This window comes from Pseudomonadaceae bacterium SI-3, assembly GCA_004010935.1.
GTDB lineage: Bacteria > Pseudomonadota > Gammaproteobacteria > Pseudomonadales > Pseudomonadaceae > Stutzerimonas.
Genome location: CP026511.1, coordinates 365403 through 378736, shown reverse-complemented (window position 1 = coordinate 378736; position 13334 = coordinate 365403). Strand labels below are relative to the sequence as shown.

Annotated in this window: 14 protein-coding genes; 4 read left to right on the top strand and 10 right to left on the bottom strand. The window is 64.3% G+C overall.

Annotation, left to right across the window (positions count from 1 at the left end):
- Positions 1-3: 3 nt before the first annotated feature.
- The 10 genes from C1896_01790 to C1896_01745 all read right to left on the bottom strand — a co-directional run bounded on the left by C1896_01790 (position 4) and on the right by C1896_01745 (position 10254).
- Complete coding sequence (locus C1896_01790) at positions 4-1659, bottom strand: sodium:proton antiporter (GenBank protein AZZ43761.1); 1656 nt, start codon at positions 1657-1659, stop codon at positions 4-6.
- A complete protein-coding gene (locus tag C1896_01785) occupies positions 1656-3152 on the bottom strand; it encodes a proton-conducting membrane transporter (protein AZZ43760.1) in 1497 nt (498 codons plus the stop codon). Before C1896_01785 ends, C1896_01790 begins: the two co-directional genes overlap by 4 nt.
- Positions 3149-4573, bottom strand: coding sequence for an NADH-quinone oxidoreductase subunit J (locus tag C1896_01780; GenBank protein ID AZZ43759.1), 1425 nt, complete (start codon positions 4571-4573; stop codon positions 3149-3151). Before C1896_01780 ends, C1896_01785 begins: the two co-directional genes overlap by 4 nt.
- Positions 4570-4869, bottom strand: a complete 300-nt coding sequence (locus C1896_01775; GenBank protein ID AZZ43758.1) for an NADH:quinone oxidoreductase — start codon at positions 4867-4869, stop codon at positions 4570-4572. Before C1896_01775 ends, C1896_01780 begins: the two co-directional genes overlap by 4 nt.
- Complete coding sequence (locus tag C1896_01770; GenBank protein AZZ43757.1) at positions 4866-5777, bottom strand: sodium:proton antiporter; 912 nt, start codon at positions 5775-5777, stop codon at positions 4866-4868. Before C1896_01770 ends, C1896_01775 begins: the two co-directional genes overlap by 4 nt.
- Positions 5770-6066: a cation:proton antiporter gene (locus tag C1896_01765; GenBank protein ID AZZ43756.1), complete on the bottom strand. Its 297-nt coding sequence runs from the start codon at positions 6064-6066 to the stop codon at positions 5770-5772. Before C1896_01765 ends, C1896_01770 begins: the two co-directional genes overlap by 8 nt.
- Positions 6059-6310 (bottom strand): portal protein, encoded by a 252-nt coding sequence (locus tag C1896_01760; GenBank protein AZZ43755.1) that lies wholly within the window; start codon positions 6308-6310, stop codon positions 6059-6061. The genes C1896_01765 and C1896_01760 overlap by 8 nt, the downstream gene beginning before the upstream one ends.
- Positions 6310-6801, bottom strand: a complete 492-nt coding sequence (locus tag C1896_01755) for a sodium:proton antiporter (protein ID AZZ43754.1) — start codon at positions 6799-6801, stop codon at positions 6310-6312. The genes C1896_01760 and C1896_01755 overlap by 1 nt, the downstream gene beginning before the upstream one ends.
- Before the next feature lie 83 nt (positions 6802-6884).
- On the bottom strand, positions 6885-9302 hold the full coding sequence (locus tag C1896_01750) for a glycoside hydrolase family 65 protein (protein AZZ43753.1): 2418 nt from the start codon (positions 9300-9302) through the stop codon (positions 6885-6887).
- Complete coding sequence (locus C1896_01745; GenBank protein ID AZZ43752.1) at positions 9295-10254, bottom strand: ribokinase; 960 nt, start codon at positions 10252-10254, stop codon at positions 9295-9297. The genes C1896_01750 and C1896_01745 overlap by 8 nt, the downstream gene beginning before the upstream one ends.
- Positions 10255-10743: 489 nt before the next feature.
- On the opposite strand from C1896_01745, the gene C1896_01740 reads away from it, so the two are divergent.
- From C1896_01740 to C1896_01725, 4 genes are all read left to right on the top strand, one after another.
- On the top strand, positions 10744-11412 hold the full coding sequence (locus tag C1896_01740; GenBank protein ID AZZ43751.1) for a hypothetical protein: 669 nt from the start codon (positions 10744-10746) through the stop codon (positions 11410-11412).
- Positions 11413-11470: 58 nt separating this feature from the next.
- Positions 11471-11803 (top strand): DUF4810 domain-containing protein, encoded by a 333-nt coding sequence (locus tag C1896_01735; GenBank protein ID AZZ47484.1) that lies wholly within the window; start codon positions 11471-11473, stop codon positions 11801-11803.
- A 6-nt stretch (positions 11804-11809) separates the two neighbouring features.
- Positions 11810-12490 carry a hypothetical protein gene (locus tag C1896_01730; protein AZZ43750.1) on the top strand — a complete coding sequence of 227 codons (681 nt, stop codon included), beginning with the start codon at positions 11810-11812 and terminating at the stop codon, positions 12488-12490.
- Between the two features lie 243 nt (positions 12491-12733).
- Entirely contained in the window at positions 12734-13309 is a 576-nt protein-coding gene (locus tag C1896_01725; protein AZZ43749.1) for an antibiotic biosynthesis monooxygenase, read from the top strand.
- The last annotated feature ends 25 nt before the right edge of the window (positions 13310-13334 follow it).

The following is a 13334-nucleotide window of genomic DNA, read 5'->3' as shown; positions in this document are numbered from 1 at the left end:
GCGTCACCACAACCAACCCAACCACAGCAAAGCGGCCAGCAACCAGGCGCTCATGGTGAGTGCGCCGGTGCTCCAGAAGCGGTTCCAGCGGCGCTCCCGTTGCCGCCAGCGCGAGGTGTTCGGATGGAGGGTTGGAACGGCCATCGGTGGGCGTAATACCAGACGCCGGAGTCGCAGCGAGAGCGTCAGCGCCGGGTTGGGTAGATTCGCCAGGCGTGCCGGAACCTTCCAGCCCCTTTTCAAGGCCACGCCAGCCAAAACCGACGCCAGCAGTAGCGGCCATAGTGCGGCCCAGATGCCCCCAGGATAAAGGCCATGCAGCATCGGCTCGCGCAGGGCGGGCCACAGCCAGGGCAAGAGTAACGAGCTGATGCTGAGCAACGCCCAGGGCAACAACTGAGGTAGCGGTGGACGGTTCGCGGGCGCATCGCGGGCATCCTGGCGTAGCAACCACAGCGCGCGAATCAAAAGCAGGGCGGTAGTCAGGCTGCTGAGGCTCAGCCAGACCAGCCAACCTTCAAACTCACCGGCATGCCAGACGTCTTTCAACGCTGTCTTGACTGCCCCGCCGCTGGTCAGCGGCAACCCCACGATCGCCAGGGCCGGCAGTGCCAAAATCGCCCAGCCGATGCGCGGAAGACGACCGGCATGGATCAAGCCCGCCGCGAGAAACAACGCCCCCTTGGCCAGGCCGTGATGGACGCCGTAGAGCATCAGCACGACGGTCATCGCCTGAAGTTGCTCGGGATGTCGCCAAGCCAGCGCCAGCAGCATCACCAGATAGCCCATCTGACTGACCGATGAATAGGCCAGCACCGCTTTGGCCTTTCTTGCCGCGAGCCCGAGCAGTGCCGGGTAAACGGCGCCGAAGATGCCCATGGCGAGCAACACGTCCGCCCAGCTCGACAGCAACGGATCGCTTTCTGGCAAGCATCGCCAAATGCCCAGCAGACCGGCCTTGAGCATCGCCCCGGACAGTACCGCGCTGGCCGGTGCAGGTGCTGCCGGATGGGCCAGGGGTAGCCAGACGTGCAGTGGCCAGAAACCGGCCTTGAGCCCCAGTCCCGCCAGCAACAGGACCAGCGTCAGGCCATCCATGGGCAGCGTTTGCCAGGCAGCGAAGGAGAAATCGCCGTCCGCGTCGTGGCTGCGCAGCATCAGCCCAGCGAGCAAAGCCATTTCGCCGCAGATGGCCAGTTGCAGGTACAGCCGTCCGGCGCGACGGGGGCCGGGCCCACGCCGATGCACGATCAACCCATACGCGGCGAGGCTCATGGCGCTGAAACCCAGATAGAAACTCAACGCGTCGGTCGAAATGATCAACATCAGGTTGCCGGCCAGCGCCAGCAGCCAAAAGGTCCAGAAGCGAAGCCGATGAGCGTCATCCTTCTGGCTGCTGCTGGCGAACACGCTTGCACAGCCCCACAGCAGCGCGGTGAAGCCCAGCCAGACACGGCTGAGGTCATCACTGGCACCCCAGCGCACGCCATCCCAGAGCATCGGCAGCTCGAGCAAGGGAACGGGCTGAGCAACCAGCGCCAGCGCTGGAATACAGGCCAGCCATAGCCAGCCGATGGCCCGTTCGCGCCAGATGGCCAGGCAGCCCGCGGCCAGAAGTGGCGCGAGCGGCACCAACATCCAGAGCCAGGCGCCGCTCATATCTCGAACTCCCGATTGACGATCAATTGCGCCCAGCCCAGCGGGCTCAACGCCGTGCCGGCCAGCACGCCCACCAGCACTGACAAAAAGGCGGTGAAGATCGCGGGGAGCAACAACATCCAGTGGGTTTCCCAGCGCTCCTCGCGCCAGTTGTCTTCGTGCCAGTCAGCCGGTTCGGCGAACCAGCCACGCCAAAGGAGCGGCAGGAAATAGCCGGCGTTGAGCAGCGCCGAGCCCATCAACACCAGCAGCACCCAATCCTGCCCGACTTCCAGCGCGCCCATGCCCAGCGCCCACTTGCTAACGAAGCCAGCGATCGGCGGAATGCCAATCATGCCCAGCGCACCGATACTGAACGCAGTCATGGTCAGCGGCATGCGCCGGCCGACGCCGTCCATTTCGCGAACACGATGGATGCCAAGGGTTTCGGCGAAATTGCCCGCGCAATAGAACAGCGTGACCTTCATCAGCCCCTGATGGACCAGATGCACCAGCCCACCGACCGCCGCAATCGGCCCGAGCAGCGCAACGCCAAGCGTCACGTAGGACACCTGACTGATGGTCGAGTAGGCCAGGCGCTTCTTCAGCTCCTGCTGCTGCAGAGCGCGCATCGAGCCATAGAGGATCGTTGCCGCGGCCAGCCAGAGCAGCGGCCCGGCCATGTCCAGTTGACCCATCGCCTCGGCGCCATAGACGTCATAGACCACCCGGATAATCCCGAACGCGCCGGCCTTGACCACGGCCACCGCATGCAGCAGCGCGCTGACGGGCGCCGGAGCCACCATCGCCTTTGGCAGCCAGCCATGCAGCGGAATCAGCGCCGCCTTGACCCCAAGCCCAGCGACCAGCAGGACGAAGGCGACGCGCAATGCCAGGTCGTGCTCGCCCACCGCCGGCAGCAAGTAGCCGCCCGGCTGGAAGTCCTGCCCGCCAGCCAGGCCATGCAGCAGCGCCACGCCCATCAATACCAATGCACCACCGCCCACGGTGTAGGCCAGATAGACGCGCCCGGCGCGCAGCGCTTCGGGCGTACCGCGATGCACCACCAGCGGGAATGTCGCCAAGGTCAGCATCTCGTAGAACAACAGAAAGCTGACCAGATTGCCCGCCAGCGCGAGGCCTACGGTGGCGCTCACGCAAAGGCTGAAGTAACCGAAGAAGCGCGACTGCAACGGAGAATTTTCAAGGTAGCCAATGGCGTAAATGGTAGTGGCCAGCCACAGCACCGACGACAGTGCGACGAACAACAGCGACAACGCATCGCCCTGCAGCACCAGCGGCGCGCCGGGAAGGAATGGCAGACTGAAGCGAAACTCCAGGCCTTTGCTCACGCCATAGATCATCGCCACCACCAGCAACAGCTTGATCACCACGCCACAGAGGTTGAGCGTGACCCGCAACCGATGCTGGTCTTCGTGCAGGGTGAAGATCAGAAGGCCCGGCACCAGCGAGCTGAGCACGATGGCCAGCGGTAACCAATGGGTCCAGTTCATCGTGCCACCCCATCGAGCCAGAGCAGCAAGGGCTCGCTGATCAGCGCCAGGCTGAGCACCAATAGCGCCGGCAGCATCGCCAGCCATTGCGCAACGGGATCAGGCTTGACGCTGGGTGGGTTGGGCCGTGCACGATCGAAGCCCAGCGCCACCACACGGAACACATAGGCCGCCGACATCAGCGTGCCGAGCAGCACACCAAAAGCCCATGGCCAGTGCTGCGGTTGCTCGAACAGCGGCTGCAGCAACAGCCACTTGGCAAGAAAGCCTCCACTGGGCGGCAGACCAATCAGGCTGCCACCGGCGACAGCGAAGGTCGCCATGGCCACCGGCATGTTCTGGCTGGCCCCTTTCAACGCACGTACCCGACGCGTACCCAGCACCCGCTGCAGCTCACCGGCAGCCAGGAACATCGACACCTTGGCCAGCCCATGCGCCAGGATGAACAGCCACAACGCTGCCTCCATTCGCGGCTCCTGCCAGTGCAGCAGCAGGCCGAGCGCCAACAGCGCATAGCCCAGCTGCGCAACCGTTGAATAGGCCACCAGCATTTTCAGGCGCGGCGCGCGCAGCGCCGACCAGCCGCCAGATATCAACGCCAGGATGCCGGCCCCGGCGAATAGAAACCCGGCCTGACGCCCCAGCTCCGGTGGCGCGATCTGGCTCCAGATCAGCCACAGGATATAGATCGGTCCCTTGACCACCAGCGCGGAGAGCAAGGCGCTGACCGCCGTCGGTGCGCCGGAATGCGCCGGGGGCAGCCACAGGTGCAGCGGCCACAATGCCGCCTTGAGCATCAGCCCGACACTCATCAGCAGCAGCGCCAGCCGGGTCGTGTTGTCGGCCTCGGTCAGCTCGGCCAGCACCAGCACATCGAGCACGCCGTAGCGGCCATAGAACAACGCCACGCCGAACAGGTAAGCGAGCGACCCCGCCAGCGACAGCATCAGGTAGTTGAAGGCCGGTCGATAGGCCTTGCGCCCGGCCAGTGCCACTAGCGCCACGGCACAGAGGCTCAGCAATTCAAGCGTGACGTACAGGTTGAACAGGTCCGCCGATAGCCACAGTGCGACCAGCGACGCATGCAACAGGCAGGACAACGGCCAGTAATCCTCGTTGCCAGTGGCGTGCGGGCTGCGCGCTGCGTAGAGCGCGACCAGCAGATGCAGGCCGGCGGTAAAGACCATCAGCAGCGCGGTGAGCGGGGTCAGCTGGAATCGGATCGCCAACGGTGTCTCCCAACCGCCGATCTGCAACAGCTGCGGCCCGAGGCTGATCGCCTGCTGCAAGGCAAACGCCGCGGCAATCAGGCTGGCGGCGCTCATCAAGATCACGCAGAGGCCACTGCGAGCCGGCCGCAGCAACACCAGCAGCAGAGCTGCAAGCAGCGGTAGGGACAGGCTCAGCAACGCCGCATTCATTGTCGCGGCTCCTGCTGGCCCTTTGAGTGCTCTTGGCCTTGCGCCACGCCGGCCAACCGCAACGCCAGGGCGGTGGCGCTGACCGCCACCACCAGCCCGGTCACCACCAGTGCTATCAGCAGCGGATCGCTCGGCTGGCTGCGCGCCGCCAGGGCAATCATCACCAGAAACACACCACTGCCCATCAGGTTGAAGGCGATGATCCGGCGCAGTGCCTGACGCAATGTCAGCAGGCCGTGCAGGCCCAGTAACCAGAGCGTGGCACCGATGATCATCCAGAACAGGCTGCTGCTCATGAGGAGACATCCTCCCCTTCACCCACCACCAGCAGGCTGAGGCTCGCAGCGATCGACAGGGTCGCTACGCTCTCGATCAGGACGATGAGCAGCTTGGCCGCCCCGCGTGGGTAAGTCAGCCAGCCCTCGCCCAGCCAGGCGGTCATCAACGCAACACCGATAAACACCAGCAGGCCGCCCAGCACCAACAAGCGCAACGGCGTGAATGACCAGCGCAACCGTGGCACCAAGCCCGACAAGCGCAGTAGCACCACACCCGAGGCCAGTAGCGCCCCAGCCTGAAAGGCGCCACCTGGCGCACTGGCTCCGCGCCAAAGAATGTAGCCGGCAGCCAGCACCAGCAGCGGGGCCAGCACCCGCGCCCAGGCTCGTAGAAGCGGCCAGGGCTCCGCCAGATCCAGCGGTCGCGGCCCCAGTTGCCGAGCACCAAGCAGCGCCAGCAGCAGGACGGCCAGTTCCAGCAGCGTGTCCCAGGCGCGGTAGTTCAGCAGCACGGCGGTTACCGGGTGGCTGACACCGGTCTCATCCAGATGCCGTGTGATCAGCGCCGGCATACGCGGCTCTATCTCGCTCAGTGGCGCCAGCCCTTGCACCAGCAGGATCAGCATTGGCAGCACCACAGCCGCGGCGCCCAGGCGCAGTCGCGTACCGGTGGCATCTGGCAGATCCGCCGGCCCGGGCTGGCGCGCCAGTGCGGTGAACAGCAGAACGCCCGTCAGCCCGGCGCCAATCGCCGCTTCGGCCAACGCCAGGTCCGCTGCGCCCAGGCGCGCCCAGACCAACGCCAGCGCGAGGCCGAAGGCGATGAACAGCAGCACGCTGGTGTAGAGGTTGCGACCATGCAGCGCGCCAAAGGCGAGCCCCAACAGGAGCAGGCCAAGCACGCCGTCGAACAGCCATTCAGTCATCGCGTGGCTCCTCACCTGCCTGTCGCGCCAGCAACTGGCAGGCGGTGGCGCTGGAGGCCAGCAGCAACAGCCAGATCAGCACCATCTGCCCGACCTCCCAGAGGCTGTCGGCACGCAGCGAGAGGCCGGCAATCACCAGCCCGAGGCCCAGGGTGTCCGCTTTGGTTAACGCATGCAGACGGCTGACGGTGTCGGGAAAGCGCAGCAGACCGATACTGCCCGCCACGAAAAACAGCAGGCCGCCAATCAGCAGCAGCCAGCTGAGGCCATCCAGCAGCAGCTCAGTCATGTCGGCCCCTGCGCAGCAATTGCACCAGCGCGGCGCTTGCGACCGCTGCGAGTAACCCCAGCAGCAGCGCCACGTCACGTAGCGCCGGTTGGTGTTGCCATTGAGCAAGCACCAACAGCAAGGCCGTGCCGGTGGTGCCGAACAGCTGGATCGCCAGCAGCCGATCCACCCGACCCGGCCCCAACACCACGCGGCCGAGCCCAATGATGATGGTGAGCAGCAGCAGGGACGCGTACACCGCCATCAATGCGAGCGCCCCCGCACCAGCAGCTGCTCAAGTCGCTGTTCGAGTTCGCTCACGGTGGGTTTCCACGGTTGGCGCTCATCAAGCACATGCACACGCATCTGGTCTCCCTCCACCCGCGAGGCCAGGGTGCCGGGCAGCAGGCCGACCAGCGCAGAGAGCACCAGCCGCACCTGAGGCGAACGGCTGGCAATCGGGTAGTCGAGCCACGCGGGCTGCAGCGGACGGCGTGGATGAACCGCACGCACGGCCACATCCCAGGCACCAGCGGCCATCCTGCCGAGAAAGAAACCGACAAACCCAGGCAGCGCCCGCAGCGACGGGTGCCAGGGCCGCAACCCTAACCAGACTGAAAGCCCTGCGGCCAACAGGATGGTCGGTACGCCCAGCGACCATCCGCCACCTTCGCTGAAGAGTGCCCAGACCAACGCATAGATCACCACCCAGCCCAACCCATCCAGCCATCGGCGAGCGCTTCCGACCTCCATCATCACTGCGTCTCCTTGTCTGGCACGTTCTGTTATGGAACGGGCTCTGGACTGGACGTTCCGCTGGATCGACGTACTGGCGTGTTTCAATGCGTTGCCGAGCGACCCTGCGCCGGCGGGATGGCGATCTCGAGCGACTCGCCCGGCCCCAGCTGGCACCTGCCTTGAGCATAGTGCAGCGGCACCGAACCCGAGTTTTCATGGGCGGCGCGAACCCACAGCGAGCCGTCAGCCAGTTGCAGATGCAGGCGCGCCTGCCGGAACACCAGCGACAGCGCTATCTGCTGCAGCTCCGGCGGTGGCGAGGGAAAGATGTACAGGCCATCAAGCTCCAGACGAACCCCGAGGTAATGGCGCTGCAACACGTCGAGCGAGCCACACATGGCGCCGAGATGGATGCCTTCCTGAGTGCCGCTGTTGCCTGGCGAACCCAGATCGGTGGCCAGGGCCTGCTGGTAGTAGGACCAGGACGCCTCGCTGTCGATACCCGCCAGCGCACCGGCGCAGACGACCTTCGACAAACTCGACTCATGGGTGATGCGGGCGAGGTGATAGGCGACGGTGTGGCGTGTGCAGGCCATGTCATGCCGGTAACCCAGACGCTCGAGGATCTGCTGCAGTGTCTGCCGGGGTAGCAGGTGATAGGCCATCAGCACATCGGCCTGTTTGGTCAGCTGGTAGCGATCACAGCTGTCATGCCGCGCTTCGAGCATCCAGTCCAAGCGCGGCCGGTCGCCGTGCAACCACTCCTGCGATGGCGCTTCCAGCTTGTCGAAACCTTCGAACTGACTGAGCAATTGATCGTCGACGAAGGGCAGGTAAAGCCCTTCAGCGACCGTTTGCCAGTGTTCCGGCTCGTTCGGCTCCACCTTCAGTCGTTGCCGGAGCGCGGCTGCATCGGGCTCGCTGAGCAACGCCAGCACCTGCTGCGCGCGGTCGAGCGTCCAGGCCGCCATCAGATTGGTGTAAGTGTTGTTGTTCAACCCCGGCTCTGCCGCGTCCGGGTAGCTGTTGTGATATTCGTCAGGGCCAATCACACCGCAGATCAGATAGCGCTGCCGCGACGCATCGAACTGCGCCAGGCTGGCCCAGAAACGCGCCACTTCAATGATCAACTCACCGACCGGCCCGGCCAGCAACGCCTCGTCAGCGGTGGTCAGATACAGCTGCCAGGCGTCGTACGCCACGGCCGAGCCGATATGCCGCTGCAGGCGGGTGTGGTCGGCCATCCAGCGACCGGACATCGGGTTGCACTGCCAAGGCGGCGTCTCCTCTTCTCCAGTGCGTGCGCTGCGCCAGGGGAACATGGCCCCCCGCAGCCCGGCGCGACGGGCCCGTTCGCGGGCCTTGTCGAGGCGCGCATAACGGTAATCGAGCAGGCTTCTCGCGAGTTTGGGCCAATGGGTCGCGAGTATCGGATAGGCGAACAGCTCGTCCCAGAATACCTGGCCGTAATAGCCTTCCATCCAACCCCGAGGCGGAAAGCCAAGGTCACGCCCAACGCTGAGTGGCGACACGGTCTGCAGCAGGTGAAAGGCATGAAAGTGCAGCGCATGCTGCAGCTGCGGATCGTCCGCAGTGAGCGCGAGCCCCTGCCACAGCCTTTGCCAGGCTTCGGTGCTCGCCTGTTCCAACTGCTCATAACCGTCACATGGCAACTGTCGCTGTGCCTCGACACGCGCATCCTCGTCGGTTGCGGGTCGTTCCTCGTCGACCAGCACCACCGCGCACTTCTCGATGATCAGCCGGCCGCTGTCCGGCACGGTGCAGTCCGTCTGCTGGATCAACCGATGATCATCGAGGGTGGCGCGCCATTGCAGGGGTTGCTCGGGCGTCCTGATCTCTGTCGCCATCGCCAGTCGGCGGCGATGGTCGTGCAGCCAGGCGCTGAGTGCGGCCGCGCCCTTCTCGTCATGGTCGAAGGCAAGGTGCTGCAATCGCCGTCCTTCATAGGCACGGTTGCGGCGAACCCCAGCGTTGCGTACGCCACCGTCCAGCATTGTCCGCAGGCGCAGTTTGAGGCCGGGCGGCAACTGCAGCTCCCAGCGCAGCACGGCGAGATTGGGCGTCGCCATGCTGACCAGACGACGTTCCAGCAACCTCACCCGATATTCAGCCAGATCGAATTCGAGGTGCCGTTCGAGCACGCCGGTGTCCAGGCTCAGCGTTTGCCGATAGCGCTGCAGGTCGACCCTATCGAGGCTGAACCAATCGCCATCATCTAACGCAAAGCTGAGACCGAAGGGGTCCGGCAAGTTGACCAGAGCGGCCATCTGCACCGAGTCACCATTGACCTCGCGCGGCGCCTCGTCATACCAGCCGGCGCGGTAGAAACCCGCGTAGTGTTCGCTGTCATTCGCACGGGGTGTTACCGAAGCTTCCGGCGCACTGGCCCGCCACGACAAGACTCCGTTGCCCAGCGCGAGCAAGGCTTCGCGCCGTCGCTCATCGCCGCGGTCGTAATGCTCGAAGACGATCTGGCACCGCGTGTACGGCTCAGCCATCCAGCCTCCTCGCCTTCTCGAGCAGCTTTTGCGCCAGCTCGATCACCTGTTGCCGATCGGCATACGCGGGCTGCGAGCCATAACCCGTGACGGCAAGGTTCGCCGCGGCCACGCCCCAGGCGGCGGCCTCCCGTGGCTCAAGGCCTTCAAGCAAAGCCACGGCGAACACGCCGGTAAAGGCATCGCCCGCGCCGGTGGTATCGACCGGTTCTACGTCGCCCGGCGGGATGTGCAGGGTCTGATCAGCGGTCGTCAGCACGCAGCCGCCATCGCCGAGCTTGATGCACACCACGGCAGGCCCGTCGCGCTGCAGTTGACGCGCGGCATTCGCGAGCTGGTCCAGGGTGTCGAGCGAATGGCCAACCAGCCCTTCGGCTTCGGAGACGTTCGGTGTGATCGCGTACAGCCAGGGCAACAGCGCTTGCTCCACCCGGTCGGGGAATGACGGGTCGAGCACCGCCTGAATGCCCTTTCGAGTCGCCGCTTCCAGCGCCTGGCGTACCACCGGCGCTGGCACTTCGTAATCGAGCACCAGGCAGGCGGGGGTTGCGCAACCGTCGATGGCGGCGGCCATGGCTTCGATGGCCGCGTCGTCCCAGCAGTCGTTGGCATTAGTCGCCAGGACGATGTTTTTCTTCCCATCCGGCGGCACCATGATCATCGACACGCCAGTGGACTGACCCGCGGCTCGCCCGACGTTATCCACCTCAACGCCAGCCTTACGCAGCGGCTCGAGTGCCTGTTCGGCCAGCTCGTCGTCACCGACGCGGCCGAGTAACAGGCTGCGGTGACCGAAACGCGCACCGAGATACGCCGTATTGCTTGCCTTGCCGCCGGACAGGCGACACAGGTCATGGGCCAGCTGGGTTTCGCGACTGCCTGCAGGCTCGTCGACCCGCACCTGGAAATCAGCGTTGATGCTGCCCAGCGACAGCAAGGTGAGACGTTGCATGGACATGCTCCGACGGCTCAGGCTCGTCCTTCAACGGACCTGAACCGCCGGCGAGGGTTCGCGTTTCGCTGAGCGCAAGACTCAGCCGAGGCGGAACCGCGCGGTGTTCTGCGCCAAGCGCAACGCCCCGTCCTTGAGCGTTCGGCGAAACCTTTACGATGCCGTCCGGCGAGTGGCTGGCCCTGCCTCTGCCTTGGAACTGCTGAACCGACGGATGGCGGTCCCGGCTGATTCAACTGCGAACCACGACACTGGCACGGTGCCACCCTTGTTTGTAGACTCCGCGCCGTAGTCTGGCTGACCGACGTCTGTCCTCAGCGCGCATTCGGACCAAGGAAACAAGTAGTCATGGACGCTCTGTATCAAACCCTCGCCCCGCCTGCCTTTTTCTTTCCCGTACCGTTCTGGATCACCCAGCGTGATCGTGCAGCCGCATCCATAACAAGGCCGAAAGGCCGACACCCAACACACATCACGAGAAATGATCAGATGAACAAGAAGCTCATGGCCGGCTTGGTCGGCATCAGTCTTCTGCTCGGCGGCTGCGCTACCGAACAGTCGCGTACCCTTGAGGTCGCTAAAGTCACCTCCGCCAGCAGTGCCTACCAAGGGCAGCGCAGCCCGATCGCCGTCGGCAAATTCGATAACCGCTCCAGCTATATGCGCGGGCTATTCTCCGACGGGGTCGACCGCCTCGGCGGTCAAGCCAAGACCATCCTTATCACCCATCTGCAGCAGTCCAATCGGTTCAACGTGCTGGACCGGGACAACATGAACGAGATCGCCCAGGAAAGTGCGATCTCCAACAAACGCGCTCAACTGCGTGGCGCTGATTTCGTGGTCACCGGTGACGTGACCGAGTTCGGCCGCAAGGAAGTCGGCGACCAACAGCTGTTCGGGATCCTCGGCCGTGGCAAATCGCAAATCGCCTACGCCAAGGTGGCATTGAATATAGTCAACGTGAACACGTCCGAAGTGGTGTTCTCGGCTCAGGGCGCAGGCGAGTACAGCCTATCGAACCGCGAGGTGATCGGCTTCGGTGGCACCGCCAGCTACGACTCCACCCTTAACGGTAAGGTACTGGATCTGGCCATCCGCGAAGCCGTCAATAATCTCGTTTCGGGCGTCGACAGCGGTGCCTGGCGCCCTGCGCAATAACCTCAAGGAAGACCCACATGAAACTGAACCTACGCCATGGAACGGCCATTGCCGGCCTATTGCCGGCCTATTGTCGGCCTTTTTGCTGACTGGTTGCGCAGGCAACCAGACCCCGCCGCTGTATCACTGGGACGGCTATCAACAGCAGGTCTACGAACACTTCAAACATGAAACCGGCCCGCAAGAGCAGATCGCGGAACTTGAGGCCAGCCTCCAGAAAGCACGCTCCGTAGACCGCTCCCCGCCGCCCGGTTTCCACGCACATCTAGGCATGCTCTACGCCGAGATCGGCAAAGCCGACCAGGTCCGCCAGCAATTCGAAACCGAAAAAGCCCTGTTCCCGGAGTCCGCTGCGTACATGGACTTCCTCATGCGCAACGTAGCGGAGTAAGCAGTCATGATGCGTTTTCATTCCTGCAAGACCTTACTAGTGCTTGCCGCCGTCGCCCTGACAGCCGGCTGCGCCACGCAGCAGACCCCATACGATTACAGCGCATTCGAGCGAAACAACCCGTCTTCCATTCTGGTGCTGCCTCCGATCAACAGCTCGCCGGACATCAAGGCCAGCTACAGCGTGCTGTCGCAGGTTACCGCTCCGCTAGCGGAAGCCGGCTATTACGTGTTGCCGGTCGCAGTGGTCGACGAAACCTTCAAGCAGAACGGGCTGATGAACGCCGACGAAATGCACACGGCACCGCCAGCCAAGCTGCGCGAGATCTTCGGCGCGGATGCCGCCCTGTATATCGAAGTCAGCCGTTACGGCAGCAGTTACAAGGTGCTGACCAGCGAAGTAGCGGTTGAGGCCAGCGGCAAACTGATCGATCTGCGCAGCGGTGACCTGCTCTGGCAAGGCAGTGCGCTTGCCAGCACTGCCGAGAACCAGAACAACTCCGGGGGCGGCCTGGTGGGGATGCTGGTCAGCGCCGCTGTCAATCAAGTGCTCAACAGCCTGACCGATCGCAGCCATGACGTAGCTGGCATTGCCAGCGGTCGCCTCCTCAGCACGCAACGCTACGGCGGAATTCTCAACGGCCCCCGCTCGCCTTTCTACAAGCAAGCCCGACTGGCTAATCGCTGACCAGCCCGGCTGCGGCTAACAGGCCGCAGCCGCTTGCACCATCCGCGACGCATACGCCTCTTCCAAGTGCAGTAAATCTCCGTATAGTGCGCCGTCGTCCCGGCTATGCCGACCTCACGCGGTCTGGCGCTGTCTGACGACCAGGGCATGATCCTTGCCTGACTAAGTTCGCAGCCCAACACCCCGGCGCTGCGTTTGCCGAATGCCCTATCCGGGTGGCCGGCCTGATGCTGGAGATACACAATGTCTACGCAACCCGTCACCCTGATGGTGGCCCGCCGCGTGCGCGATGGCCGCTACCACGATCTCCTCGCCTGGCTGCACGAAGGCGAACAGCTGGCCGCGGACTTTCCCGGCTATCTCGGCTCCGGCGTGCTGGCGCCCCCGCCTGGCGACGACGAATTTCAGATTGTCTTCCGCTTCGCCGATGAGCAAACACTCGATTCCTGGGAGCATTCGGCATCGCGCCGAGCGTGGCTGCAGCGCGGCGGCGAGCTCTTCGGTCAACCCCACGAGCAACGCGCCCGAGGTATCGACGCCTGGTTTGGCGGCGCTGATAGCCCTCCACCACCGCGCTGGAAGCAGAGCGTGGCGATCTGGCTGGCATTCTTTCCGGTCTCGCTGCTGTTCAACATGGTCTTTGGCGGCATGCTCGGCGAGCTGAGTCTGGTGATGCGAATACTGCTCAGCACCCTGGCCCTGACGCCGCTGATGACTTACTTGTTCATCCCCCTGTCCACGAAGCTATTAGCACCCTGGCTGCAGAGCTCGTCACGCCCTCGGGTAGCACCAGGAAAACAACCGATCACCGCCCGCTGATCGGACCGGCATGGCCCAGGGTTAC